We start from the raw sequence: 24,484 nt of genomic DNA, 5'->3' as shown, positions 1-24,484 counted from the left end.
AACAATTCCGCGGCAGGCCGGACCTGCCGCCGCCGAAATGGTTAACGAAGTCTTGCGCCGATTCGCGCCAGAGTCAAAACCCCGCAAGGCACCGGCCGGCCCGCCTGTTTTCCTCTGCCGGCAAAGCAGAGGGCGCGGCGGGAGAATGGCGGGGGAACCCGGAGGCGGGACCGGGCGCCCGGCCTGCCCGCCCGCCGGGGGTTGCCTTGGCGCACGGCTCGGGCTTCAATCGGTCGCATGGTCAAGTGCCGACGACGTCGCAAGTTTCTCGGGCACAGCGTGATCCAGACCACTGTTTTCGCCGGGGCAGAGCGGGGGCCGCGGCGACCCGGCAAGAGCCGCGAAGGAGCCGACAGATGGAATTTTCCGCAGTCGACCTGGCGCGTTTCCAGTTCGCCTTCACCGTCTCGTTTCACATCATCTTCCCGTCCTTCACCATCGGCCTTGCGAGCTATCTGCTGGTGCTGGAAGGGCTGTGGCTGGCGACCCGCCGCGCGGTCTACCTGACCCTGTTCAAATACTGGCTGAAGATCTTCGCCGTCGCCTTCGGCATGGGCGTCGTCTCCGGCATCGTCATGACCTACCAGTTCGGCACCAACTGGTCGGTGTTCTCCGACAAGACCGGCCCGGTGCTCGGCCCGCTGATGGGCTATGAGGTGCTGTCCGCCTTCTTCCTGGAGGCCGGCTTCCTCGGCATCATGCTGTTCGGGCTCAACCGGGTGGGACCGAGGCTGCATGTCCTCGCCACCGCGATGGTCGCCTTCGGCACCGCCCTGTCGGGTTTCTGGATCCTGTCGGTCAACAGTTGGATGCACACGCCGGCCGGCTATGCGATCAACGAGGCCGGCCAGTTCGTGCCCGAAAACTGGTTCGAGATCGTCTTCAACCCCTCCTTCCCCTATCGCTTCGTCCACATGATGCTGGCGGCCTATCTGACAACCGCCTTCGTGGTCGGCGCGGTCGGCGCCTGGCACCTGCTCAAGGACCGCGCCAACGAGGGCGCGAAGGTGATGCTGTCGATGGCGATGTGGATGGCGGTGCTGGTGACGCCGGTGCAGATCGTCGCCGGTGACATGCACGGGCTCAACACGCTGGAGCACCAGCCGGCGAAGATCGCCGCGATGGAAGGCCATTTCGAGGGCGAGACCGGCGCGCCGCTGATCCTGTTCGGCATTCCCGACATGGCGGCGGCGGAAACCCGCTACAAGATCGAGGTGCCGAAGCTCGGCAGCCTGATCCTCACCCATTCGCTGGACGGCCGGGTGCCGGGGCTGAAGGACTTCCCGCGCGAGGACTGGCCGAACGCGACGATCGTGTTCTTCTCCTTCCGCATCATGGTCGGCATCGGCTTCCTGATGCTGGCGATCGGATTGTGGAGCCTCTATCTGCGCCGGCGCGGGCGGCTCGCCGACACGCCGGCCTTCCACCGGGCGGTGGTGGCGATGGGGCCGACCGGCTTCATCGCCGTGCTGGCCGGCTGGATCACCACCGAGGTCGGCCGCCAGCCCTATACGGTCCATGGGCTGCTGCGCACGAGCGACAGCATCTCGCCGGTCGACGCACCGGCGGTGGCGACCTCGCTGGCGGTCTTCATCGTCGTCTATTTCATCGTCTTCGGCATCGGCACCGGCTACCTGCTGCGGTCGATGGCCAAGACACCGGGCGGCGACGCCGAGGGGCCGGAGGCGGGCGAGCCGACCCGCGCCGCCGGCGTCCCCCCCGCCCCCGCCTATGTCGCCGACGTCAACCCGAACCGGCGGAGGTAAGCCATGATCTTCGATCTCGCCCTGATCTGGGCGCTGCTGATCGCCACCGCGGTGTTTCTCTATGTGGTGCTCGACGGCTTCGACCTCGGCCTCGGGATCCTGTTCCCGCTCGCCCGTTCCAAGACCGAGCGCGACGTCATGATGAACTCGGTCGCGCCGGTGTGGGACGGCAACGAGACCTGGCTGGTGCTGGGCGGCGGCGGGCTCTACGCGGTGTTCCCGCTCGCCTATGCGGTGCTGATGCCGGCGCTCTATGCCCCGATCATGGCGATGCTGATCGGGCTGGTGTTCCGCGGCGTCGTCTTCGAATTCCGCTTCAAGGCGCGCCCCGAGCGGCAATGGATCTGGGACATCGCCTTCTTCCTCGGATCGCTGACCGCGGCGCTGGCGCAGGGCATCGCGCTCGGCGCCATCATCCAGGGGATCGAGGTCGAGGGCCGGGTCTATGCCGGCGGCTGGCTGGACTGGCTGACGCCGTTCTCGATCTTCACCGGCATTGCCGTCGCGACCGGCTATGCGCTGCTCGGCGCCACCTGGCTGGTATGGAAATGCGAGGGGCCGATGCAGGAACATTTCCGCGGCAAGGCGCTGGTCACCGGCAGCCTGCTGCTGGTGATGATCGGCATCGTCAGCCTGTGGACCCCCTCGCTGCATCCGCAATTCGCCGCGCGCTGGTTCGAGTTTCCGCAGATCCTCTACACCGCGCCGGTACCGCTGATGGTGCTGGCGCTCGCCGCGCTGCTGTTCGCCAGCCTGCGCTCGGGCCGCGACGTGGTGCCGTTCCTGGCGAGCCTCGGCCTGTTCCTCGTCACCTTCATCGGGCTCGGCGTGAGCCTGTTCCCCTATGTGGTGCCGACCTCGATCACCCTGTGGGAGGCCGCGGCGCCGGACAGTTCGCTGAAATTCCTGCTGGTCGGGGCGGCGGTGCTGATCCCGATGATCCTCGCCTATACCGCCTATGCCTATTGGGTGTTTCGCGGCAAGGTGCGGCCCGGCGAGGGCTATCACTGATGAGGCGAGACGGGCCGGAGCGGCCGCTCCATCTGCGGCTCGCCTGGTTCGCCGGCCTGTGGCTGGCCGGTGTCGCGACGCTGTTCGCGGTGGCGAGCCTGATCCGCTGGGCGATCCTTTAGCCGCCGCGCCGCGCCTCAGCCCTCGGCGCGAACCAGATCCACCGGGAGGCCGGCGCCGGATGCGGCCTCCGACCCGGCAAAGGCGACGCCGAGCAGGGCATGGGCGGGAAGGCGCAGCGGCAGCAGGCAGGGCGGCGGCGGGGCGATCTCCTCCGGCAGGCGCCACAGGCGCGAGGCGAGCGCCAGCCGGCCGGCGGCCTTGCCCGAGGTCAGGCGCGCCAGCGGGATGGCCAGCGCCGGGCCGAGGACGACCGGCAGCAGCGGCCAGACGAGACCCGGCGTGAGCGCGAGGGCGAAGCCGACGCCGGCGAGGCCGAACAGGGTCTGCGGCCAGAGCTTGGCCGCGCACAGGCCGAGCGGCAGGGTGCGGGTGTCGCGGATCTGCGCGCCCCAGCCGACCGCCCTGCCGAAGGGCAGGCCGGCGATGAACAGGGTGACGGCGACGGCGATGATCGGCGCCATCAGCATGGAGAAGACCAGCTCGGTCAGCCAGCTTGCCGCAACGCGCAGGCCGCCGCCGAAGGCGGCGCGCTGCCGGCGGTCGGCCAGGATGTCGAGACAGGTCGCGATCTTCGGCGCGAAGATCATCGTCAGGACGATGACGAACAGCGCGAAGCCCGCCGTCAGGTCGACGCGGATCAGCTCGCCGCCACCGAAGGCAACCAGCGCCGCGCCGGTCGCCATGAAGGCGAGCCAGGCCGGGGCGGAGACGAACATCAGGATCGCCAGCACCAGTTGCACCCGGCTGACCGGCTTGAGATCCGGCAGGCCGAGCAGCTTCAGATATTGCAGGTTGCCCTGGCACCAGCGCAGCTCGCGGCGGATGAACTCCAGCAGGTTGGGCGGGTTCTCCTCGAAGCTCTCGCCCTCGAGCGGCAGCACGCGGACCTCGTAGCCGGCGCGGCGCATCAGCACCGCCTCGACCTGGTCGTGGCTCAGCACCCAGCCGGACAGCGGACCCTTGCCCGGCAGCCGCGGCAGATGGCAATGCTCAGCGAAGGGGGCAAGGCGCAGGATGGCGTTGTGACCCCAATAGGGACCGCAATCGCCCTGCCACCAGGCGCTGCCGAGCGTGTAGGAGCGCATGCCGAGGCGCATGCCGAACTGGAAGATGCGGGCAAAGGCGCTCGTCGCCGGCAGGCCGACGACGAGGGTCTGCAGGATGCCGACGCGCGGGTTGGCGTCCATCCGCGCGGTGAGGTCGAGCATCGTCCGCGCCGACAGGAAACTGTCGGCATCGAGCACGATGGCATAGTCATGCGCGGCGCCCCAGCGCTCGAGAAAATCACGGATGTTGCCGGCCTTGAAGCCGGGATTTTCCGCCCGGCGGCGGTAGAGAACCGGCAGACGGCCCGCCCAGCGCGCCGCGAGCGCGGCAAAGGCGCGCTCCTCGCGGGCGGCGATCTCCCCGTCATCGGTGTCGCTGAGCACGTAGAGGGCAAAGCCGGCGGCGCGGCCGGAGCGCACCAGATCGGCGGCCATCGCATCGAGCGAGGCGGCGACGGCGTCGACATCCTCGTTGCGGATGCAGGAGAGGATCGCGGTGGAGGCGGGGCTGTCGCCGGCGGCATCGCCCGCACGCAGGGTCGAGACGGCGGCGAGCGGATCGCGCGACAGCCGCAGGACGGCAAGGCCGATCACCGCGTTCCAGAAGCCGACCGCCGTCCAGGGCAGGGTCAGCAGGAAGCAGCCGATCATCAGCCACTCGCCCCAGGTGATCGTACCGTCGCCGGCAAAGGCAAGGCCGAGCAGGGCGGTCAATCCGGCGATGGTGGCAAGCACCAGGGCGGCGAAGACCGCGCGCCGGCGCGCCAGCCGTGCGGCATCGGGACCCGGCGCAAGCGCCGCGTCGCCGGAGGTCTCCGGCGCAGGGCAGGTCGGCGACCCGGTCTGACGCATGATACGCAACCCTGTTGTGCGATGCCGGCGATGGCGGATGCCCCGCCCCGTCCGTTGCGCTATACGTTGCGCCGGACTAAGGAGGATTTGTGACGCAGCGCAGCACTCCCGGCAAGGACCCGTATTCCGCGCGGGCGCTCTGGACCACGGGTCCGGGGCGGCTGGAACTGCGCCAGGAAGCGCTGCGCCGGCCGCAGGCGGGCGAGGTCGTCGTGCGCAGCCTGTGGAGCGGCGTCAGCCTGGGGACCGAGCGGCTGGTCTTCACCGGCGCGGTGCCCGAAAGCGAATGGCAGCGCATGCGCGCGCCGTTCCAGGCAGGCGAGTTCCCCTTCCCGGTCAAATATGGCTATGCCTGTGTCGGCGAGATCGCCGGCGGCGACCCGGCGCGGGCCGGCGAGACCGTGTTCGTGCTGCATCCGCATCAGGACCGCTTCGTCGTCGCCGGGACGGCGGCGGTGCCGGTGCCCGCAAACGTGCCGCCGCTGCGCGCGATCCTTGCCGCCAATATGGAGACCGCGCTCAACGGACTGTGGGACGGGGGCGCGGCGCCCGGAGACCGCATCGCCGTCGTCGGCGGCGGGGTCGTCGGACTGCTGGTCGCCTCTCTCGCCGCCCGGCTGCCGGGGACGCAGGTGACGGTGGTCGACATCGATCCGGCGAAGGAGCGCCCGGCGCGGGCGCTCGGCGCCGCCTTCGCCCGGCCCGGCGAAGCGCCGCGCGAGCAGGACCTCGTCTTCCACACCTCCGGCCACCCGTCCGGCCTCGACACGGCGCTGGCGCTGGCCGGAGCGGAAGCAAGGGTGGTGGAGATGAGCTGGTACGGCACGGCCCCGGTCACGGCGCATCTGGGCGGCGGCTTCCACAGCCGGCGGCTGACGCTGCGCTCCAGCCAGGTCGGCAGCCTGCCGCCCGACCGGCTGGCGCGCTGGACCTATCGCCGCCGCCTGGAGACGGCGCTGGCGCTGCTGCGCGACCCGGCGCTCGACGTGCTGATCGCGCCGCCGATCCCCCTGGGGCAGACGCCAACCCGGCTGGCCGACATCTTCGCCGGCCGGGTGCCGGTGCTGGCGCAGCCGATCCGCCATGACGACGGCGAGGAGCCGCCGGCAACGCCCTGAAGAGGGCGCATTCTTCCGCAAGATCCGGCCCGACACGCTCGCCCTCCCCCGGCCGGACCGGCCGCACCTTTCAGCAGGAGACCCCGACAGATGCATGCCGTCGAAGTCCGCGACCACATCATGATCGCCCATTCGTTCAAGGGCGAGGTCTTCGGCCCCGCGCAGCGGCTGCACGGGGCGACCTTCGTCATCGATGCCGCGTTCTTCTCGCCGGAGCTCGACGCGAACGGCATCGTCATCGACATCGGCCGCGCCCATGAGGTGCTGAAGGAGACGCTGGCGCCGCTGAACTATCGCAACCTCGACGAGGTGCCGGAGTTCGCGGGCCGGAACACCACGACGGAAGTCCTGAGCCGGCATATCTTCGAGGCGCTGGCGCGGGCGGCGCGGGAGAACCGGCTCGGCCGGCCCGCCGGCGAGCTGTCCTCGATCCGGGTGACGCTGCACGAATCCCACGCGGCGCGGGCCTGGTACGAAGGCACTCTGTGATGCCGGCGGGGCGCCTTACCTTCCTCTATCCCGGCCGGCTGGAGACGCCGACCGGCGGCTATGTCTATGACCGCGAGCTGCTGGCGGCGCTGGCGGCGACGGGCACGCAGGTCACCGCGCTGACGCTGGGCGAGGGCTATCCGGCGCCCTCCCCGGCGACGCTGGAGGCGGGTGCGGCGCTGCTCGCCGGGCTCGCCGACGGCGAAGCGGTGATGATCGACGGGCTGGCCTTCGGGGTGATGGACGCCATTGCCGCCCCGCAGGCGCAGCGGCTGCGGCTGATCGCCCTGGTGCACCATCCGCTGGCGCATGAGAGCGGCCTGCCGCCGGCGCGGGCGGCGGAGCTTGCGGCGAGCGAACGGCGCGCGCTGGCGCTGGCCCGCCATGTGGTGACAACGAGCCCGGCGACCGCGGAGGCGATTATTACCGGCTTCGGCGTGCCAAGCGCCAAGGTGAGCGCGCTGGAGCCGGGCCTTGTGCTGCCCGCGCCGCCGGTAGCGCGGGTCCGGCGGCCGGGCGAGCCGTTCCGCCTGCTGTCGGTCGGCTCGCTGGTGCCGCGCAAGGACCACCCGACGCTGCTCGCCGCGCTGGCGCAGATCGACGACCCGGCGGTGACGCTGGACATCGCCGGCAGCGGCGAGTTCGATCTCGCCCATGCGGCAAGCGTGCGCGCGACGATCGAACGGCTTGGCCTGTCGCGGCGGGTGCGGCTGCATGGCGCGCTCGGCCGCGCGGCGCTCGACGCGCTCTATGCCCAGGCGGACCTGTTCGTGCTGACCACGCTCTACGAGGGCTATGGCATGGCCTTTGTCGAGGCGATGGCGCACGGCCTTCCCGTCATCGCGACCGGCGCGGGCGCGGTGCGTGACACCGTTCCGCCGGCGGCGGGCATCCTGTGCGAGGCGGGCGATGCGGCTTCTGTCGGCGCGGCGATCCGGCGGCTCGCCGAAGACGCGGCGCTGCGCCAGAGCCTGGCGCAGGCGGCGCGCGCCCATGCGCAGGGCCTGCCGGGCTGGCCGGAGCAGGCAAGGCGGCTCGCCGCGCTGATCGCGGAGATCGGGCGATGAGCGGCTTTTCCGGCGCGTGGCTATCGGCGCGCGAGCCGGCGGACCTGCGCGCCCGCAACACGGCCGTGCGCAAGGCCTTTCTCGATCATCTGGAGAGACGCGCCAGGGCCAGGGGCGACGCGCCGCTGGTCATCCTCGACCTGGGCGCAGGGACCGGCGCGACGATGCGGGCGCTGCATCCGCATCTGCGCTTTGCCACAAGCTGGCGGCTCGCCGAACACGATCCGGCGCTGCTGGCACTGGCCCGCGAGATGGCCGAGCGGGACGGGCTGGCGGCCGAGGTGGTCGCCGCCGACCTGGCGCCGGGCCTCTCCGCGGAACTGCTGTCCGGCATCGACGCGGTGACCACATCGGCCTTTCTCGACCTCGTCTCGGCCGGCTGGATCGACCGGCTGGCGCGGACGCTGGCCCGCCGCGCCCTGCCCTTCCTCGCCATGCTGACCTATGACGGGCGGCAGTCGCTGGCACCAGAGCATCCCTTCGACGAGACGGTGCATGCGGCGATGCGGACCCATCAGGGCCGCGACAAGGGCTTCGGCCCGGCGCTGGGGCCGCTCGCGCATGACCATGCCGCCACCGCTTTCCGCGCGCAGGAATATCTCACGCACGAGGGCGCTGCCGACTGGCAGGCGCTGCCCGGCGAAACAGATTTCCTGAGGATGCTGGTGGGGGGCTGGGCCGAGGCGGCGCGGGACAGTGGCGCGGCGGACGCGGCGCTGGCCGGCTGGCTCGCCCTGCGCCACGCGCAGATCGGCCGCGGGGAACTCGCAGCCCATGTCGGCCACCGCGATCTGGCGGCGCTGCCGCGCGCCTGACAGCGGTTGCCGACCGCGTCGGCTCAGGTGAGGTTCTTCAACCAGGTGAGGGGCTCGGCAAATTCGACGCCCATCTGGTTGCCGTCCTGCCAGATGATCCGCACCTTGGTGCGGACATTCTCGGGCAGGAAGATCAGCTCGATCGCCTCGCTGCGGGTCAGCGGCGTCTCCAGCTTGAGACGGGCCCCAAAGGGAGACAGGTTGACGATCCGGCAGTCGATGCCGAACCCGCCCTTGCCCTCCAGCACGAGCCGGCCCTGCTTGAGAGTTCGCACCCGGCTGCTGCGGCGCGCGTCCTCCCTTTCAGCATCCACGTTCTCGACCTCCTGTTCCGGCGGCGGCGAACACACCGCCGACCCTGCCTCAGGTTCGGACACGCGAAGCGTGCCCTGCCCCGGACAGCTTCACGATACGGATCGTAGCGGCCAAGGCTCAAGAAATCGTGTAGGGCGAGCCCTTTCCTTTCTCCTACTTTCTCCCGGTCCGGGCGCGACAGTTCGTCGCCCCGGACCTCACCAGAGGGGTCGCAAGGGGCCCGTCAGGCCCGCTCGATGGCGCAGGCAATGCCCTGGCCGACGCCGATGCACATGGTGGCGAGGGCGCGGACGGCGCCGCGCTGCGCCAGTTCCAGCGCCGCCGTGCCGACGATGCGCGCGCCCGACATGCCGAGCGGATGGCCAAGCGCGATGGCCCCGCCATTCGGGTTGACGTGGTCGGCATCGTCCGCGAGTCCGAGCTCGCGCATCACCGCCAGCCCCTGGGCGGCGAAGGCCTCGTTCAGCTCGACGACGTCGAAATCGCCGATCGACAGGCCGAGCCGCGCCATCAGCTTGCGGCTCGCCGGCACCGGGCCGATGCCCATGACGCGCGGCGGCACGCCGGCCGTGGCACCGCCAATGATGCGGGCAATCGGCGTCAGGCCATAGGCCTGCACGGCATCTTCCGAGGCGATGAGCAGCGCGGCGGCGCCGTCATTGACGCCGGAGGCATTGCCCGCCGTCACCGAACCGCCCTGGCGGAACGGGGTCGGCAGCTTGGCGAGCTTCTCCGCCGTGGTGCCGGCGCGCGGGTGCTCGTCGCGCTCGACCACCACCGGATCGCCCTTGCGCTGCGGAATGGTCACCGGGACGATCTCGCGGGCGAGACGGCCGTTCTCCTGGGCCGCGACGGCACGGTCCTGCGAGCGGGCGGCGAAGGCATCCTGGTCGGTGCGGGAGACATTGAACTCCTCGGCAACGTTTTCCGCCGTCTCCGGCATGGAATCGATGCCGTATTGCGCCTTCATCAGGGGATTGACGAAGCGCCAGCCGATGGTGGTGTCATGGATTTCGGCGTGGCGGGAGAAGGCGCTGTCGGCCTTGGGCAGCACGAAGGGCGCGCGCGACATGCTCTCGACGCCGCCGGCGATCATCAGTTCCGCCTCGCCGGTGCGAATGGCGCGCGCGGCCATGATCACCGCGTCCATGCCCGAGCCGCACAGGCGGTTGACCGTGGTGCCGGGCACCTCGACCGGCAGGCCGGCAAGAAGCGCGGCCATGCGCGCGACATTACGGTTGTCCTCGCCGGCCTGGTTGGCGCAACCATAGATGACATCGTCGACGCGCGCCCAGTCGACGCCGGCATTGCGCGCCATCAGCGCGCGGATCGGCACCGCCCCGAGATCGTCGGCCCGCACCTGGGACAGGACGCCGCCGAAACGGCCGATCGGTGTGCGGACATAGTCGACGATATAGGCATTGCGCATCAAAGACCTCCCTGGCCCGGCCGGGCCGTTATTGCCGGCGCCTTTTTCCCCGCCCCTCAGGCAGGCGTCAACGCCTCTTGCCGGCATATACTAATTGATCGACCGGCCGGTCAACGAAAAGCCCCGGCGGCGTCCGGACGGACGGGACGACGAGGGGCGGGGAGAAGGAGCAAGCTCCCACGGGATCGCCGGAACGCGGCGCGCCGGCTGGTCAAAGCGTCGCAGCCGCGCAGGATGCCTTGCACAGCTCAGGATTAACCTTAATAGATCTCCAGCTTTTGTCTGCAATCATCTTTAGATATTTTCAATCCGGACATGCGATACCGCAGGCAACGAGATCGTCAAACGGTTCGGCTCCGACATCTGCATTCCTTTGCGTCACTCGCTGAAGCACATTTCGGACATAACCGAACCACAAGGACACAAGAATTTACGCTGGTGTCGCATTTACAGGAGCGTGACAATGTCAATCATCGAGGATGTGCGCGAGATCATCGCCAGCCACGGCAAGCTTCCGGTGGATGTCGCCACCCTTGCCGACGACGCCGATCTCTACGCCGCCGGCCTGTCTTCCTTCGCCTCCGTCCAGTTGATGCTGGCGCTGGAGGAGCGATTCGACATCGAATTCCCGGAGACGATGCTCAACCGCAAGACCTTCGCCAGCATCGGCGCGATCTCTTCGGCGGTCGCCGAACTCGCCCCGCGAGAGCGGGTGGCGTGATGAACGCGCTCGGCTCCGCTCTGGCGACGACGCTCTGCGAGCGCATGCGCCGGGTCGCAACCATCGCCGCCGCCCATGCGGAAGCGGTCGACGGCGAGGCGCGGTTCCCGCGCGAAGCGGTCGAGGCGATGCGCAATGAACGGCTGCTCGGCTGCCAGATCCCGGCGGATCTCGGCGGCGAGGGCGCCACGGTGGCGCAGATCGCCGAACTCTGTGCGATCCTCGGCCAGGCCTGCGCCTCGGCCGCGATGATCTTCGCCATGCATCACATCAAGGCGTCGAGCCTGGTCAGCCACAGCGAGGGCGACGACTGGCACCGCGGCTTCATGGCCCGGGTGGCAAGCGAACAACTGCTACTGGGCTCGGCCACCACCGAAGGCGGCATCGGCGGCAACCTGCGCAATTCGATCTGCGCGATTGAGGTCGAGGGCGACACCTGCCGGCTGCAGAAGGACGCCACCGTCATCTCCTACGGCCTCGACGCCGACGCCATCCTGATCACCTCGCGGGCACATCCCCAGGCCGCCTCCAGCGACCAGGTGATGACCGTCTTCCTGAAGGACCAGTACACGCTCGAGCAGACCCATGTGTGGGACACGCTCGGCATGCGCGGCACCTGCTCCGACGGCTTCCTGTTCAAGGGCGAGGCGCCGGCCAGGCAGATCCTGCCCCGGCCCTTCGCCGAGATCGCCGCGCAGTCGATGCTCGCCCATGCGCATATCCTGTGGAGCGCGGTGTGGTACGGCATCGCCGCCGACGCCTTCGCCCGGGCCCAGGCCTTCGTGCGCGCGGCCGCGCGCCGCACACCCGACCAGGCGCCGCCCGGCGCGCTGCGGCTGGCCGAGGCCTCGACCCTGCTGCAGGGGGTGAAGGCCAGCATCGTCGCCGCCGTCGAGAAATACGAGGAAGCCCGCCAGGACGAGGACAAGCTGTCGGCGATGAGCTTCGCCGTGGCGATCAACAACCTGAAGATCGCCAGTTCGCAGACGATCCTGGCGATCATCAACCACTGCATGCTGATCTGCGGCATCCTCGGCTACAAGAACGGCACGCCCTACAGCCTCGGCCGGCACCTGCGCGACGCGCATTCGGCCCAGTTGATGATCTCCAACGACCGCATCCTCGGCAACACGTCGACCATGCTGCTCGTGCACAAGCAGGACACCAGCCTTTTCGGCTGAGAGGAGGACAGTATGGACATGCAGAGCTCGCTGCTCGACCGGCTGCTCGCCGCCGGCCTGCTGATCGACACCGGCATCGACGGCCTCTATGGCCGAAGCGGCGCCTTCGAGGACGTGATCGCGCGCTTCGAAAAGCTGATCGACGTCCACGCGCCGGCCGATGCGCGGCCCGAGGTGATCCGCTTCCCGCCGGGCATGAACCGCACCCATTTCGAAGGGTCCGGCTACATGAAGAGCTTTCCGCAACTGGCCGGCACGGTGCACAGTTTCTGCGGCTGCGAGCTCGACCACGCCAACCTGCTGCAATGCATCGCCGAGGGCGGCGACTGGACGCAAGGACAGAAGGCCACCGACGTGGTGCTGACCCCGGCGGCCTGCTACCCGCTCTATCCGGTGATCGCCAAGCGCGGGCCGCTGCCGGCGGGCGGCGGGCTGTTCGACCTGCAGTCCTACTGCTTCCGCCACGAGCCCTCCAAGGACCCGGCCCGCATGCAGCTCTTCCGCATGCGCGAATTCGTGCGCATGGGCACGCCGGACCAGGTGATGGAGTTCCGCGAGGACTGGATGGAGCGCGCCCAGGCGCTGATCTCCGCCGTCGGGCTGGACGTGGAACTGGACACGGCGAACGATCCGTTCTTCGGCCGCGCCGGCAAGATGATGGGCAACAGCCAGCGCGAGCAGAAGCTGAAATTCGAGCTGCTGATCCCGGTCACCTCGTCCGCGAACAAGACTGCCTGCCTCAGCTTCAACTACCACCAGGACCATTTCGGCACGACCTGGGGCCTGACCACCCATGACGGCGAGACCGCGCATACGGCCTGTGTCGGCTTCGGTCTGGAGCGGATCGCGCTCGCGCTGTTCGCCCGGCACGGGCTGGACACGGCCGACTGGCCGGCCGACGTGCGCAAGGCGCTGTGGGGCTGACCATGCCCGCATTCGACAGGCTCGCCGCCCTTCGGGCCGACGGCTACCGGCCGCATCCCCTGCATGACGCAGGCAGGATGTGGCCGGAGACCAATTGCTATGTCGACCTGTGGATCGAGGTGCTGCACGCGCTCGGCCTGCCGGTGGAGGCAATGCTCGGCTTCACCGTGACGCAGGATTTCGAGGGCGACCAGTTCACCTTCTTCAAGGTGCCGCTGGAGGACCTGGAGACGCTCTACGGCATCCGCGCCACCGAGCTTGCCGTCTTTGAGCCGGTCGAGCGGCATGTGGCGACGCAGATCGCCCGCGGCCGGCTCTGCCTCGTCGAGGTCGACAGCTATTTTCTGCCCGACACGCAGGGCGTCAGCTACCGCATCGAGCACGGCAAGACGACGGTGGCGATCACCGCGCTGGACGAAGGCGCCAGGCGCCTGCGCTATTTCCACAATGCCGGCTTCTTCGAGCTGGAGGGCGAGGATTTCGACGGGGTGTTCCAGCGCGGCGACCAGGCCCAGCCGCTGCCGTTCCTGCCCTATACCGAGTTCGCGAAATTCCCCGAGACCGCCCCGGCCGGCAACCCGCGCGAGATCGCCTGGCGGCTGCTTGCCGGACATCTGGCGCGGCGGCCCAAGGACAATCCCTTTGCCGCCTATGCATCCGGCTTTGCCGCCGAGATCGAGGCGCTGTCGGAGCGGCCCTTCGAGGCCTTCCACAAATACGCCTTCAACACGCTGCGCCAGGCCGGCGCCAATTTCGAGCTGGCGGCGAGCCATCTCGACTGGCTCGCGCCGGACGGCAGCCTTGCGGGGGAAGCGGGCGCGGCGCGCGCCATCTCCGAATGCTGCAAGACGCTGCAGTTCCAGCTTGCGCGGGCGCTGGCGCGCAAGCGCTTCGCCGGGCTCGGCGAGGCCTTGACGCCGGCAGCAACGGCCTGGGATACGCTGATGACCGGGCTGGAAGCGAAGCTTGCGGCACGTGCCGGCACCCGCGCGGCGTGACGCTGCGGCCGCGCGGCCCGGCCGGACCCGGGGGAGCCAGATGATCGACCTTGCCACCCTGCCCGCAGCCGCCAACCGCCTTGCCGGCGCCGACTGGCGGCTCTGCGTGACGCCGGAGAGTGCCTGGGCAACGCCCGCCGAGATGGACCCGGACGCCGACTGGGTGCCGGCACAGGTGCCGGGAACGGCGGCGGCGGCGCTGGAGGCAGCGGGACGGTTCTCGCGCGAAAACCCGACGCCGCTGCATGACAAGGACGTCTGGTATCGCTGCAGCGTCGCTCCGAGCAAGCCCGGGACACATGTCTTTCGCTGCGACGGGCTGGCGACGGTCTGCGAAGCCTGGATCGACGGCGCGCCGCTGCTCGCCTCCGACAGCATGTATCAGCCGCTGGAGGTCGCCTTCGATCTCGAAGGCCCGGCGGAACTGGTGTTCTGCTTTCGCGCGCTGACCCCGCATTTCGCAAAAAAAGGACCCCGCGCGCGCTGGCGGACGCGGCTCGTCGACGAGCCGGGCCTGAGGATGGTGCGCAGCACCCTGCTCGGCCACATGCCGGGCTGGTGCCCGAGCGTGCATGCGGTCGGACCCTGGCGGGCGATGACGCTGGCTGCCGCGTCCGATGTCCTGCTGCACGATCTTTCGGTCCGCGCCGCCTTGCGCGCGGACGGCACCGGAGAGCTCACTGTTTCGCTGCGGCCCGGCGAGGCCTTTGCGGCCGGCGCGCGCATCGCCTGCGCCGGTGTGGAGGCGCCGCTGCACGCACAGGTGGACGGCAGGCTCGCGGCGACGCTGGAGCTTCCCGATATCGCCCCCTGGTGGCCGCACACCCACGGAACGCCCGCGCTGCACGAGGTCCGGCTTGTCGGCGGCGGCCACGACCGGTTGCTGGGACGCACCGGCTTCCGGCGGATCGAGGTCGACCGGGGACCGGACGGCAACGGTTTCGCCCTTCTCGTCAACGGCGTGCCGGTGTTCTGCCGCGGCGCGGTGTGGACCAGCGCCGACATCTGCGCCCTGCCCGGCACCCGCGACGCCTATCGCCCCTGGCTGGAGCTGGCGCGCGATGCACATATGAACATGCTGCGGATCGGCGGCACGATGGCGCCGGAAAGCCCGGCCTTCTTCGAGCTGTGCGACGAGTTCGGCATTCTCGTGTGGCAGGACCTGCCCTTCGCCAATTTCGATTATCCGGCGAGCGATCCCGACTTCGCGGCGAAAGTCGCCCGCGAGACGGCGGACCTTTTGGCCGCAAGCAGCGCCTCGCCCTCGCTTGCGGTGATCTGCGGTGGCAGCGAGATGCACCAGCAGGGCGCGATGATGGGCCTGCCGGAAGAGCGCTGGCGCGGGGCCTTGAGCGAGGAGATCCTGCCCGGTGCGGCGGCAGGCGCGCGGCCCGACGTGCCCTATGTGGCGAACTCGCCGAGCGGCGGGGCCATGCCGTTTTCACCGAATGCGGGCATTGCCCATTACTACGGCGTCGGCGCCTATCGCCGGCCGCTGGAGGATGCAAGGCGGGCAAATGTGCGCTTTGCCGGCGAATGCCTTGCCTTTTCCAACGTGCCGGAGCCCGGCGCGGTCTCCGAACTCGCCCCCTGCCACCATCCGGACTGGAAGCGCGGCGTGCCGCGCGACCGGGATGTCGGCTGGGATTTCGAGGACGTGCGCGACCACTATCTGCGCGAGCTCTACGGGATCGAGCCGCTCGAGCTGCGCTACGGCGATCCGGCCGCCTATCTCGACCACGGCCGGGCGGCCGTCGCCGAGGTGATGGAGGCGACATTCGCGGAATGGCGGCGCGAGGGATCGGGCTGCGGCGGGGCGCTGGTGTGGACCTTCCAGGACCTGATGCCGGGCGCCGGCTGGGGCGTCGTCGCCCATGACGGCACGCCGAAATCCGCCTGGCATGGCTTGCGCCGGGCGTTCGCGCCGCTGTGCCTGACCGTCACCGACGAGGGCACCAACGGGCTCGACATCCACCTGCAGAACGATGGGCCCGACGCGCGTCCCCTGCGGCTCGAGATCGCCTGCCTGCGCGAGGGGCAGATGGCGGTGGCGAGCGGCGCGGAGGTGGTGGAGATGCCCGCGCATGGCAGCCTGAGCCTGCCGGCGACGCGGCTGATCGGCGCCTTCTTCGACACGACACTCGCCTTCCGCTTCGGCCCGCCGTCGCATGACTGCGTGCATGTGCGGGCGCTTGATCCGCAGACCGGCACGGTGCTGGACGAGGCGTTCCACTTCCCGCTCGGACGCGGCCGCGCCGCGCGCGGGGCGAAGATTGCCGCCGAGGTCGTCGCCACGCCGGAGGGCGGCTGGTGCCTGCACCTGTCGACCGACAGGGTGGCGCAGAGCGTCGCGATCCGCGACGAGGCGTTCCTGGCGCTCGACAACGGGTTTCACCTCGCTCCCGGCGCGGTGAAGCGCGTCGAGCTGCGGCGGCGGGCCAGCGCGCCGGCCGAGGCACGGCCGCGCGGGCAGGTCGTGCCGCTCGCCGGGCTGCCGGTGCCTTACGCGGCGGGCTGAACCTCCGCCCTCCCGGCCGCTCCCTCCCCGGCGCGGGGTCCCAGCGACGCCGCGATCACCTGGTCGCAAAGCGCCAGCCGCGCCGCCGCCGGCGTGAGGTTGTGGTCGGCATCGGGAATGAGGACGACGGCGATGTTCGGATAGGCGGCGAGCCGCTTCCACCCCGCGCCGAAGAAGGTCTCCATCTCGGCAAGGCCCCGGTCGCCCTCGGTATAGACGAGGACGATCCCGACGCGGCGCCGGGCGAGGGTCGCCAGATTGGCATGCACCTGCCGGTAGAGCCGCGAGAACGGCGCCAGCCCGAACAGGAACGGCGCAAGACGCCGCTCGCTCTCGCGCCAGGCCCGGATCGCCAGATTGCGCAGGATGCCGATCGGGTGGGACTTGCCGGCCAGCACCCGCTTCCATTTCTCCAGGTTGAACAGCTTGCGACCGTACTCGCTCGCCGAACTGTGACCGAAGCGCAGCACCTCGGCGACATCGTCGCGCGGGTCCCACAGGAAGCGCTGGAGATTGACCGGCACCACCTGGGCGACGCGCGGGTCCGTCACCGCGCCGTTCAGCGCCAGATAGGCGCCGCCGCAATTGCCGGTGACGACGACGCGGCTGCCGCCGCCCCGCGCCGCGCACAGATCGATGGCGGCGGACAGTTGCGCCGGAAGCGCGGGATCGTAATGCACGATGGCGGGGCCGCCGGGGAGAGACCGGCTGTCGCCGATATCGGCAAGGTCGAAGCGGAAGGAGGGGATGCCGGCCATGGCAAGGGCGCGGGCGACCTCCACCGCGCCGCGAGCCCAGCCGGCGCGCGGATTGCCGCCGGCATTCAGCAGCATCACCGGCAGAGCCTGCGGATCGGGTCGGGAGGGCTCGCACCAGACCCCGACCAGAGCCTCCCGCGGGCCGAACAGGCACAGGGTTTCCTGGAAGTCCGCAGCGGCGAGAGCGGCCGGCGCCGCATCCGGCACAAGATCCGTAACCTCCGCAAGGTCGTCTGGCAGGAGATGCCCCAGCCAGGAGACAACCTTCGCGAAATCGGCCTCCGGTACGATCGACCCGGTCGGGTCGGTCATCAGGTCGTCATAGCCGGCCATGATGCCGGCCTCGCCGCCGGTGGCGCCGGCCAGCGCCTCGCACAGGGCGATTTCCGCGGAGCGTCCCTCGCGCGCCAGCGCCAGCACCGGACAGGCCGGCGGCGTCAGGGACCCGAGATCGAGGTCGCGTAACTCGCCGGCAAGCGCCTCCGACAGGGGCAGGCCGGCGATCCGCAGCGCCTCGCCGGGGCCGGGCGCGGGGGGCGAACCGGTGATCTCGCCAATCATCGAAGCGCGGGCCTGGGTCTCGCGCAGCCACAGGCGCCCCTTGACCGGGGGCGCCAGCAGCACGAGGCCGGCGACACCTTGCGGATGGGCGCCGGCATGACGCAGGCACAGGGCCGCGCCGAGCCCGAGGCCGAGCAGCACGACGCGGGTGGCCTTGGTGTGCCGCAGCAGCGTCTCGCAGGCGGCCGCGAGCGCCGCCTCGAACGGGGCGAGGCCCTCGATCTCGCCGGTGCCGGCGAGCGAATCGCCCGCACCGGGCTGGTCGTAGCGCAACACCGGACAGCCCAGCGCCGACAGCCGGTCGGACAGCACGCGCAGGGCGCGGCGGGCGCAAAGCGCCTCGTAGCCCCAGGGCTCGCAAACGACCACGCCGACATCGCCGCCGGCCATGTCCAGCAGACCGAAGGTGCCGGCAAAGGCGACCGGCAGACGCGGTGCGGGGTCCCTCGTCATCATCGGCGGCGCAACGCCTCGCATGTGCGCTCCTGCTCCGTCCGGCGCGGGATGAAATGCTCGATCGCCACCATCTGCGGCCGGTCGAGCCCGTCCTCGAGCGGCTGCACCGAAAGCGGATGGTCGCCCCACCAGTCGCCGGCGGCCCAGATCGCCCAGCCGGCCCAGATGTCGGGGCGCGCGTTGACGAGGCCGACGAGGCGGGCAAGGCCGCGATAGCAATCGGGGCGGGCATGGCCGCCGAACTCGCCGAGGAAGGCGCGGTTGCCGGTCTCCTCCATCCAGGCGGTGACGCGCTCCAGCGCGGCGATCGCCTCGTCCACCTTGTTGCAGGCGGTCTTGGTGCCGGAATAGTCGTCGTCGAGATACTGGTGGATGTCGAAGCCGTAGTGATTGAGCGGGTCGATGACGCCGCGCATCACCTGCGCATTCGAGCCGCCCGGCTGATCGGCATACCAGTGAACGGCGCCGGTCCAGATGGTGCCCGGCACGAGGATGAAATTGTCGGCGCCGGCGGCGCGGATCTCGGCGATGGCGGCATTGGCGGACGGCAGCCAGTGCTGCGCGGTGATCAAGGCCGGCTCGTTCATGAGCAGATAGATGACGTCGTCGCGCCCGGCAAAGAGCGGCGCGAGACGGCGCCAGAAATCGGCGAAGGCGGCGATCGGCACATCGTCGCTGCCGATGGTCTTCTGGTAGTACATGGCGAAATTGTGCGGATCGAGCACGACCGTCATGCCGAGCCCGGTGGCGGCCGCGACCGTCTCGCGCAGGCGCGTCAGCTCGGCCGCATCGAACTCGGCGAACTGCTGCTTCTGCAGCCGCTCCCAGCGGAACGGCAGGCGGACGACATTCATTCCCTTCGAGCGCAGGTAGCGCAGGGTCTCGGCCGAGGGATAGATGTAGTGACGGCCGAACTCGCCGGGCAGCGCCTCGCCGAACTCGGCGCCGGCCGCATTGGCGCCGCGCAGGCACTCGGCCGCGCCCACGGGCAGCGCGCCGAGCAGCAAGGCGGCGAGAACGCCGCCGGCGATGATCCTAGAGACGGCCATTGTCCCCCGCCTCCAATTGCCGAGCGGCCTCGCCCGTCGCCCGCCTCTCGCGCCAGCGCAGGACCAGGAACGAGGTGGCGGCATTGTCGACCTGCCACTTGCGCAGCACCCAGCGGCGCGAGATCAGGTGCAGCGTCACCAGTTCGATGACGCCGGCCATGGCGACGCCTTCCGGTCCGAACTGGCTGGCCAGCAGAAAGAGCAGGCCGAGATAGGCCGCGAAGACCAGGCTGCGCGCCTTGAGCAGATAGGCCTCGCCGCCGCCGATCATCATCAGCCAGGTGCCGGGCCCGAAGAAGGCATGGGCAATCGCCCCGATCGACAGCAGCACCAGCACCGGGAAATGCTCGACAAAGGCCGGATTGAACAGGTGCAGCACGAAGGGCCCGACCACCAGCAGGGCGAGGCCGCCGATGAAGGCCAGGACGAAACTGCCCGCCGACAGCATGGACACGAGCTTCTGCGCGCCGGCATAGTCCCGCTCCTGGAAGCGGGCGGAGATCAGCGGCACGCCGACCGTGTCGATCGCCAGCACCGGCAGGATCAACAGGGAGGCGATGCGGGTGGCGACGAAATAGAAGGCCGCAACATCCAGGCCGATGGCGATGCCGATCAAGATCGTCTCGAAATAGACCGCGGCGGCCGAGAAGAAGCCGTTGGCCGAGAAGGTCAGCGTCTCGCGGCGCCAGGCGCGCGAAGGCACCTGCGCCCGGGCATCGGCGACGCGCAGGAACGACAGCCCCTCCCGGCCGACGAAGCGGACGAACTGGTAGCCGACCATCAGCGCGAGCAGGCCGGTGACGATCTCGATCGCCGCAGCACCGGTATGCAGCAGGCCGGCCCAGGCAAGGCCCACCAGCGTCAGGCTGGACACCAGGCGCCAGAGATTCTCGCGCGGCACCAGGGCCAGCACGATGCGCGCATGGACGATGAAATAGCTCTGCAGATATTCGCTCAAGGTGAAGATCGCCCCAAACAGCAGGGCGACCGGCAGATGGTCGTAAGGGTAGGGGAGCCGGTCGGAGAAGATCCAGACGACAAGCGCCGCCAGCACCTGGCCGCCGCAGCCGACGCCGAGCCACAGCGCGTTGTAGAAGAGGATCGGCTGGTTGGTCTCCCCGCGCACATGCTCGGCCACGCGGAAGTGCTTCATCAGCAGGACCTGCTGGCCGAAGACGGCGATCAGCCCGAGCGAGGAGCCGATCGAGAACAGGAAGATGTAGAGGCCGTATTCGTCGGTATCGAGCACCCGGCTCGCCACCAGAAGCAGGGCGAAGCTCAGCACCGTGCTGCTGCCCCGGCTGACCAGCGCCCAGAAGATCTTGCGACCTCCCTTGCTGGCGACAATGGCGCGGATCCGCCCGATCATGAGGCCACCTGCTCGCGCCCGCGCTCCAGGCGCGCCGCCGCATGGTCGATGGCACTCGCCAGGAACCTCGTATAGGCGGCGGCGACATGCGGCCGATAATAGGGCTCGGCGGAGGCCAGCGCCCCCCGCGACAGCCGCTCGTAAAGCGCACCGTCGCCGGCGACCCGGTCGATCAGCGCGGCGAGCGCGGCGACATCGCCGGGCGGGAACAGGAAGCCGTTATGGTCGTCGGCCACCGTCTCCGCGATGCCGCCGAGGTCGGAGCCGAGCACCGGCACGCCATGGGCGAAGGCCTCGATGGCGACACGGCCGAAGGCCTCGCGGCCGAGCGAGGGGAACACCAGCAGGTCGACCTGCGGGAAGAACGCCGCCGGATCGCTCCAGCCGAGGAAGCGGGTCCGCTCGGGGGGAAAGGCGCGGGTGAGCGCCGGTGCCTCGCTGCCGTCCGGCGCCGTGCCGGCGATGACATAGTCCACCGGCCGGCCGGTGGCGGCACAGGCCGCCTCGCCCAGCACCTGCAGCCCCTTGAACGGCGTGTGGACGCTGAGAAAGCCGACGCGCAAGGGGCGGTCCGCCGGGAAGGGCCGTGCCGCGGCCCCGGCAACCCTGTCGACAGCGCCGGGAATGCGGGCGCTCAAGGCATTGGGGAAATAGCCGGCCGAGACATGCCGCTCGATCACCTCCCGGCTCTCGCCGCAGACCGCGTCGACATAGCGGGTGAAATGGCGCTTGCCGAGCGAGGTCAGCCAGCAGCCGGTGCACTGGCTTTCGCAGTTGCGTCCGTCGGGCTTCTGCATGACGCCGCGCCAGCACAGCAGGAAGGCGCTGCGCAGCGTATGCGCCACCGGCACACCGAGCGAGCGGGCCGCCGCCCAGGAGGCGACGTTGATGTTCTCGATACTGTCGGTCAGCAGCACATCGGGCCGGAAGTCGGCGATCTCGCGGCGCATCACCTGGAAGGCGCGCGGATTGCCGTTTTCCAGCAGATGCCAGACGGCCTTCTTCCAGGTCGGGCGGGGCCGGCGATAGTTCCAGTAGACATTGGTCGGGCGGATGCGCCGGACCTCGAACCCGTCGAGGCGCTCCAGCCCCTCCTCGTCCGCCGCGTTGACGACGCGCAAGACATGCCCCTCGCCCGCGAGCATGCGCGCGAGCATCAGGGCGGAAATCGGCCCGCCGCCGTCCATGTAGGGCGGAAAGGCAGCGCAAGCCATCAAGATGCGCATCGGCCTGGGCGGGTTCATGGAGCTTGTCCTAGGCGGTGAGTCTACCCCGCCTGATAGCGGAAACATGTTAATCGCCCGTGTTCGGGGCCGTTTCGCCAGTCGTGCGGGCGCGTTTCCGGCCGGTTGAGTTAATCGGAGCTTGCCGCAAAAGGACAGGGCGGTCCGGCGACCCCGCTTCAATCTTGCTTTACCATGGGGCCGAAAACGCTGGCCTGTCCGGCCAGCGGCAACCGGCCGTTCATACCTTGATCCTAGCTTCGCGGGCGACGGCAGCGCGATGCGCGGCGCAGACTTCCTGCATGACAGAATGGCAAGAAGATGACGGCAACGACCGAGGACACCGTGCAGGCACGCCCCGCGACACGGCCGCGACCCAACCTCGCCGACCTCACCCGCCGGCGGGCGAAGACGCTCGGCCTGCGGCTGCTGGCAAACAGCGGCCTCACCCGCCTCCTCGCCCGGCGCTATGGCGGCTCCGGCGTCATCCTGATGTTCCACGATTTCACGCACGATCCCCGCGCCCAGCTCGACCAGGGATGCCGGATCGACGACTTCGAGCGGATCCTGGCCGGGCTGAGGCAGCGCGGCCGCGAGGTGGTGACGCTGGACGAGGCGATCCGCCGGCTGGCTGAGAACGATCCGCGCCCCTTCGCGGTGCTGACCTTCGACGACGGCTATCGCTCGAACATCGATCTGGCGCTGCCGCTGCTGGAGAAATATGCCGCGCCGGCAACGATCTATGTGCCGACCGAAATGACGACCCGCACCCTCAACGCCTGGTGGCTCGGCCTCACCGAACTGTTCCGCGCCCGCGAGCGGATCGAGATCGAGGCGATGGACGCGCGCTTCCTGTGCCCGGACCTCGACAGCAAGATCGGCGGCCTGCGGCGCGCCATCGGCTGGGTCTGGGACGACTTCCGCCGGGCGGAGATGCTGGCCCCGACGTTCCGCTCCCACGGCATCTCGCTTGCCGATGCGATCGACCGGCACATTCTGGATGAGGCCGGCGTCGTCGCCGCCGACCGGCATCCCTTGATCGAGATCGCCGCCCATACCACGACCCACCGCGCCCTTGCCCTGCTCAACGAGGCCGACCTGCGCGCCGACATTTCCGACAACAAGGCCTATCTGGAAACGCTGCTCGGCCGCGAGGTGCCGCATTTCGCCTATCCCTACGGCCCGCCGTCCCTGTCGGGCGAGCGCGAGCCGCGGATCGTGCGCGAGGCGGGCTTCCGCACCGCCGTCACCACCATGCCGGGCTCGCTGTTTCCCGAGCACGCGCACCATCTCTTCACCCTGCCCCGGCAGAACGCCGAATACACCGAGGACTCCGCCGCCTATACCGCCTGCGGCATCGACGGGCTGTTCCGCGCCATCGCCGCGCGCGGCGGCAGTCCGCTGGCCGGCATCGCGGAGCCCGCCGCATGAGCGCTCCCGCCAGTGCCCCCAACCGCAGTGCCCCCGACCACAGCCTCGCCAAGGCGGTGACCGGCGACCCGCTGGACCGCCTGCGGCTGGTGCATGTGGTGCGCCAGTACAAGCCGAGCGTCGGCGGGCTGGAGGATTTCGTCGCAAGCCTTGTGGCGCGCCAGAAGGACCGGTTCGCACGGGTGACGATCGTCACCTGCGACCAGGTGTTCCGCGGCGGCACGCGCGAGCGCCTGCCGGCGCGCGAGGTGATCGACGGGGTCGAGGTGATCCGCCTGCCCTGGCACGGTTCGACCCGCTATCCGGTGACGCCGGGGGTGTTCCGGGCGATCGCCGACGCGGATCTCGTGCATGTCCACGCCATTGACTTCTTCTTCGACGCGCTGGCGCTCGCCGCCCCGTTTCACCGCAAGCCGCTGGTCGCCACCACCCATGGCGGCTTCTTCCACAGCGGCACGGCGGGGGGGCTGAAGACGGTCTGGTTCAACACGCTGACCCGGCTCTCGGCCACCGCCTATCGGGGCCTCGCCTGCTGCAGCCAGAGCGACTACGACCGCTTCGCCGCCATCGCCCCCAGCAAGGTCCGGCTGATCGAGAACGGCGTCGACCTTGCCAAGCTGGGGGACGCGGGATCGAAGGCGCCGGTCAAGGGGATCGTCACCATCGGCCGGCTGTCGCACAACAAGCGCATCGACCGGGTGCTCGACGCGCTCGCCCTGCTGTGCCGGCGCGATCCCGACTGGCGGCTCGACATCGTCGGCACGCCCTTTGACTGGAGCGCCGCGGACGTGGAGACGATGATCGCCGAGCGCGGGCTGACCGGAAAGGCGCAGCTCCATGTCGGGCCGGACGATACGGCGATGCGCGAGATCGTCGGCCGCTCCAGCCTCTTCGCCAGCGCCTCGGTCTATGAAGGCTTCGGCCTCGCCCTGATCGAGGCGATGAGCGCAGGTCTCGTCCCGGTGATCGAGCCGAATTCCGCCTTCATCGCCTTCGCGCAGCGGCATGCCGGGATCACGCTGGCGGACTTCGCCAATGCCGAGCAGGCGGCGGAGGCGCTGGAGGCCGCCCATGCGCGGCTCGCGGCTGCGCCGCAGGCCCTGCGCCAGGACGCCATGGCGGTGGCGCGGATCTATTCCTGGGACGGCACCGCCGAGCGCTATGCCGACTTCTACCGGGAGGCGCTAGTCACCCGAATCTGAAGTTCGTCACATTTCTCGGCATGCTCTGAACGAACTTCAGATTCAAAAGGGTGACTAGCAAG

At 69.9% G+C, this 24,484-nt stretch carries 21 protein-coding genes; 14 read left to right on the top strand and 7 right to left on the bottom strand.

Going from position 1 to position 24,484, the window contains the following annotated elements:
* Nucleotides 1-356 precede the first annotated feature (356 nt).
* The 3 genes from TSB10GB4_RS05235 to TSB10GB4_RS23630 are packed head-to-tail and all read left to right on the top strand — an operon-like array spanning nucleotide 357 to nucleotide 2,899.
* Complete coding sequence (locus tag TSB10GB4_RS05235) at nucleotides 357-1,766, top strand: cytochrome ubiquinol oxidase subunit I (RefSeq protein ID WP_186394853.1); 1,410 nt, start codon at nucleotides 357-359, stop codon at nucleotides 1,764-1,766.
* Between the two features lie 3 nt (nucleotides 1,767-1,769).
* Entirely contained in the window at nucleotides 1,770-2,777 is a 1,008-nt protein-coding gene (gene cydB, locus TSB10GB4_RS05230; RefSeq protein WP_186394852.1) for a cytochrome d ubiquinol oxidase subunit II, read from the top strand.
* The gene (locus tag TSB10GB4_RS23630) at nucleotides 2,777-2,899 is read left to right on the top strand and encodes a DUF2474 domain-containing protein (protein WP_208984454.1); all 123 of its coding nucleotides are present in this window, start codon (nucleotides 2,777-2,779) and stop codon (nucleotides 2,897-2,899) included. The genes cydB and TSB10GB4_RS23630 overlap by 1 nt, the downstream gene beginning before the upstream one ends.
* A gap of 15 nt (nucleotides 2,900-2,914) precedes the next feature.
* Here the strand turns inward: TSB10GB4_RS23630 and mdoH are convergent, their stop codons facing one another.
* The gene (gene mdoH, locus TSB10GB4_RS05225) at nucleotides 2,915-4,798 is read right to left on the bottom strand and encodes a glucans biosynthesis glucosyltransferase MdoH (RefSeq protein ID WP_186394851.1); all 1,884 of its coding nucleotides are present in this window, start codon (nucleotides 4,796-4,798) and stop codon (nucleotides 2,915-2,917) included.
* An 89-nt stretch (nucleotides 4,799-4,887) separates the two neighbouring features.
* Between mdoH and TSB10GB4_RS05220 the strand changes: the two genes are divergently transcribed.
* The 4 genes from TSB10GB4_RS05220 (at nucleotide 4,888) to TSB10GB4_RS05205 (ending at nucleotide 8,287) form a co-directional block, all read left to right on the top strand.
* Nucleotides 4,888-5,916 carry a zinc-binding alcohol dehydrogenase gene (locus TSB10GB4_RS05220; protein WP_186394850.1) on the top strand — a complete coding sequence of 343 codons (1,029 nt, stop codon included), beginning with the start codon at nucleotides 4,888-4,890 and terminating at the stop codon, nucleotides 5,914-5,916.
* Nucleotides 5,917-6,006: 90 nt separating this feature from the next.
* Nucleotides 6,007-6,405, top strand: coding sequence for a 6-carboxytetrahydropterin synthase (locus tag TSB10GB4_RS05215; protein ID WP_186394849.1), 399 nt, complete (start codon nucleotides 6,007-6,009; stop codon nucleotides 6,403-6,405).
* Nucleotides 6,405-7,472 carry a glycosyltransferase family 4 protein gene (locus TSB10GB4_RS05210; RefSeq protein WP_186394848.1) on the top strand — a complete coding sequence of 356 codons (1,068 nt, stop codon included), beginning with the start codon at nucleotides 6,405-6,407 and terminating at the stop codon, nucleotides 7,470-7,472. The genes TSB10GB4_RS05215 and TSB10GB4_RS05210 overlap by 1 nt, the downstream gene beginning before the upstream one ends.
* Nucleotides 7,469-8,287: a class I SAM-dependent methyltransferase gene (locus tag TSB10GB4_RS05205; RefSeq protein WP_186394847.1), complete on the top strand. Its 819-nt coding sequence runs from the start codon at nucleotides 7,469-7,471 to the stop codon at nucleotides 8,285-8,287. The genes TSB10GB4_RS05210 and TSB10GB4_RS05205 overlap by 4 nt, the downstream gene beginning before the upstream one ends.
* 23 nt (nucleotides 8,288-8,310) lie before the next feature.
* Here TSB10GB4_RS05205 and TSB10GB4_RS05200 read toward each other — a convergent pair whose 3' ends face one another.
* Together TSB10GB4_RS05200 and pcaF are read right to left on the bottom strand one after the other, a co-directional pair.
* Nucleotides 8,311-8,601, bottom strand: a complete 291-nt coding sequence (locus TSB10GB4_RS05200) for a PilZ domain-containing protein (protein ID WP_186394846.1) — start codon at nucleotides 8,599-8,601, stop codon at nucleotides 8,311-8,313.
* 224 nt (nucleotides 8,602-8,825) lie between these two features.
* Complete coding sequence (gene pcaF / locus TSB10GB4_RS05195) at nucleotides 8,826-10,031, bottom strand: 3-oxoadipyl-CoA thiolase (protein WP_186394845.1); 1,206 nt, start codon at nucleotides 10,029-10,031, stop codon at nucleotides 8,826-8,828.
* 463 nt (nucleotides 10,032-10,494) lie between these two features.
* On the opposite strand from pcaF, the gene TSB10GB4_RS05190 reads away from it, so the two are divergent.
* Genes TSB10GB4_RS05190 through TSB10GB4_RS05170 form a run of 5 tightly spaced genes read left to right on the top strand, consistent with a single transcriptional unit; the run spans nucleotide 10,495 to nucleotide 16,373 of the window.
* A complete protein-coding gene (locus tag TSB10GB4_RS05190; protein WP_371328859.1) occupies nucleotides 10,495-10,752 on the top strand; it encodes an acyl carrier protein in 258 nt (85 codons plus the stop codon).
* Nucleotides 10,752-11,933 (top strand): acyl-CoA dehydrogenase family protein, encoded by a 1,182-nt coding sequence (locus tag TSB10GB4_RS05185; RefSeq protein ID WP_186394893.1) that lies wholly within the window; start codon nucleotides 10,752-10,754, stop codon nucleotides 11,931-11,933. Before TSB10GB4_RS05190 ends, TSB10GB4_RS05185 begins: the two co-directional genes overlap by 1 nt.
* Before the next feature lie 12 nt (nucleotides 11,934-11,945).
* Entirely contained in the window at nucleotides 11,946-12,857 is a 912-nt protein-coding gene (locus TSB10GB4_RS05180; protein ID WP_186394844.1) for an amino acid--[acyl-carrier-protein] ligase, read from the top strand.
* 2 nt (nucleotides 12,858-12,859) lie between these two features.
* The gene (locus tag TSB10GB4_RS05175) at nucleotides 12,860-13,855 is read left to right on the top strand and encodes a DUF1839 family protein (protein ID WP_186394843.1); all 996 of its coding nucleotides are present in this window, start codon (nucleotides 12,860-12,862) and stop codon (nucleotides 13,853-13,855) included.
* Between the two features lie 40 nt (nucleotides 13,856-13,895).
* Nucleotides 13,896-16,373: a glycoside hydrolase family 2 protein gene (locus TSB10GB4_RS05170; RefSeq protein WP_186394842.1), complete on the top strand. Its 2,478-nt coding sequence runs from the start codon at nucleotides 13,896-13,898 to the stop codon at nucleotides 16,371-16,373.
* Here the strand turns inward: TSB10GB4_RS05170 and TSB10GB4_RS05165 are convergent.
* From TSB10GB4_RS05165 to TSB10GB4_RS05150, 4 genes are read right to left on the bottom strand one after another with little or no spacing between them, the layout of a single operon-like run.
* Nucleotides 16,358-18,169: an alpha/beta fold hydrolase gene (locus TSB10GB4_RS05165; RefSeq protein WP_208984452.1), complete on the bottom strand. Its 1,812-nt coding sequence runs from the start codon at nucleotides 18,167-18,169 to the stop codon at nucleotides 16,358-16,360. The two genes, TSB10GB4_RS05170 and TSB10GB4_RS05165, sit on opposite strands and share 16 nt — an antisense overlap.
* On the bottom strand, nucleotides 18,145-19,197 hold the full coding sequence (locus TSB10GB4_RS05160) for a glycoside hydrolase family 5 protein (protein WP_186394840.1): 1,053 nt from the start codon (nucleotides 19,195-19,197) through the stop codon (nucleotides 18,145-18,147). The genes TSB10GB4_RS05165 and TSB10GB4_RS05160 overlap by 25 nt, the downstream gene beginning before the upstream one ends.
* Nucleotides 19,184-20,566 (bottom strand): lipopolysaccharide biosynthesis protein, encoded by a 1,383-nt coding sequence (locus TSB10GB4_RS05155; RefSeq protein WP_186394839.1) that lies wholly within the window; start codon nucleotides 20,564-20,566, stop codon nucleotides 19,184-19,186. The genes TSB10GB4_RS05160 and TSB10GB4_RS05155 overlap by 14 nt, the downstream gene beginning before the upstream one ends.
* Complete coding sequence (locus TSB10GB4_RS05150; protein WP_186394838.1) at nucleotides 20,563-21,810, bottom strand: glycosyltransferase family 4 protein; 1,248 nt, start codon at nucleotides 21,808-21,810, stop codon at nucleotides 20,563-20,565. The genes TSB10GB4_RS05155 and TSB10GB4_RS05150 overlap by 4 nt, the downstream gene beginning before the upstream one ends.
* Before the next feature lie 300 nt (nucleotides 21,811-22,110).
* Between TSB10GB4_RS05150 and TSB10GB4_RS05145 the strand changes: the two genes are divergently transcribed.
* A complete protein-coding gene (locus TSB10GB4_RS05145) occupies nucleotides 22,111-23,220 on the top strand; it encodes a polysaccharide deacetylase family protein (protein WP_186394837.1) in 1,110 nt (369 codons plus the stop codon).
* Entirely contained in the window at nucleotides 23,217-24,422 is a 1,206-nt protein-coding gene (locus TSB10GB4_RS05140) for a glycosyltransferase family 4 protein (protein WP_186394836.1), read from the top strand. The genes TSB10GB4_RS05145 and TSB10GB4_RS05140 overlap by 4 nt, the downstream gene beginning before the upstream one ends.
* The last annotated feature ends 62 nt before the right edge of the window (nucleotides 24,423-24,484 follow it).

The organism is Stappia sp. TSB10GB4 (assembly GCF_900185745.1).
Taxonomy (GTDB): domain Bacteria; phylum Pseudomonadota; class Alphaproteobacteria; order Rhizobiales; family Stappiaceae; genus Stappia.
This window is presented reverse-complemented; position numbering and strand designations above follow the sequence as displayed.

What these genes read in the sequence shown, in the direction of transcription:
- TSB10GB4_RS05235 (WP_186394853.1), top strand. Translation starts at nt 357, where the DNA reads ATGGAATTTTCCGCAGTCGACCTGGCGCGTTTCCAGTTCGCCTTCACC.
- cydB (WP_186394852.1), top strand. Translation starts at nt 1,770, where the DNA reads ATGATCTTCGATCTCGCCCTGATCTGGGCGCTGCTGATCGCCACCGCG.
- TSB10GB4_RS23630 (WP_208984454.1), top strand. Translation starts at nt 2,777, where the DNA reads ATGAGGCGAGACGGGCCGGAGCGGCCGCTCCATCTGCGGCTCGCCTGG.
- mdoH (WP_186394851.1), bottom strand. Translation starts at nt 4,798, where the DNA reads ATGCGTCAGACCGGGTCGCCGACCTGCCCTGCGCCGGAGACCTCCGGC.
- TSB10GB4_RS05215 (WP_186394849.1), top strand. Translation starts at nt 6,007, where the DNA reads ATGCATGCCGTCGAAGTCCGCGACCACATCATGATCGCCCATTCGTTC.
- TSB10GB4_RS05210 (WP_186394848.1), top strand. Translation starts at nt 6,405, where the DNA reads ATGCCGGCGGGGCGCCTTACCTTCCTCTATCCCGGCCGGCTGGAGACG.
- TSB10GB4_RS05205 (WP_186394847.1), top strand. Translation starts at nt 7,469, where the DNA reads ATGAGCGGCTTTTCCGGCGCGTGGCTATCGGCGCGCGAGCCGGCGGAC.
- pcaF (WP_186394845.1), bottom strand. Translation starts at nt 10,031, where the DNA reads ATGCGCAATGCCTATATCGTCGACTATGTCCGCACACCGATCGGCCGT.
- TSB10GB4_RS05190 (WP_371328859.1), top strand. Translation starts at nt 10,495, where the DNA reads ATGTCAATCATCGAGGATGTGCGCGAGATCATCGCCAGCCACGGCAAG.
- TSB10GB4_RS05185 (WP_186394893.1), top strand. Translation starts at nt 10,752, where the DNA reads ATGAACGCGCTCGGCTCCGCTCTGGCGACGACGCTCTGCGAGCGCATG.
- TSB10GB4_RS05180 (WP_186394844.1), top strand. Translation starts at nt 11,946, where the DNA reads ATGGACATGCAGAGCTCGCTGCTCGACCGGCTGCTCGCCGCCGGCCTG.
- TSB10GB4_RS05175 (WP_186394843.1), top strand. Translation starts at nt 12,860, where the DNA reads ATGCCCGCATTCGACAGGCTCGCCGCCCTTCGGGCCGACGGCTACCGG.
- TSB10GB4_RS05170 (WP_186394842.1), top strand. Translation starts at nt 13,896, where the DNA reads ATGATCGACCTTGCCACCCTGCCCGCAGCCGCCAACCGCCTTGCCGGC.
- TSB10GB4_RS05165 (WP_208984452.1), bottom strand. Translation starts at nt 18,169, where the DNA reads ATGCGAGGCGTTGCGCCGCCGATGATGACGAGGGACCCCGCACCGCGT.
- TSB10GB4_RS05160 (WP_186394840.1), bottom strand. Translation starts at nt 19,197, where the DNA reads ATGGCCGTCTCTAGGATCATCGCCGGCGGCGTTCTCGCCGCCTTGCTG.
- TSB10GB4_RS05155 (WP_186394839.1), bottom strand. Translation starts at nt 20,566, where the DNA reads ATGATCGGGCGGATCCGCGCCATTGTCGCCAGCAAGGGAGGTCGCAAG.
- TSB10GB4_RS05150 (WP_186394838.1), bottom strand. Translation starts at nt 21,810, where the DNA reads ATGAACCCGCCCAGGCCGATGCGCATCTTGATGGCTTGCGCTGCCTTT.
- TSB10GB4_RS05145 (WP_186394837.1), top strand. Translation starts at nt 22,111, where the DNA reads ATGACGGCAACGACCGAGGACACCGTGCAGGCACGCCCCGCGACACGG.
- TSB10GB4_RS05140 (WP_186394836.1), top strand. Translation starts at nt 23,217, where the DNA reads ATGAGCGCTCCCGCCAGTGCCCCCAACCGCAGTGCCCCCGACCACAGC.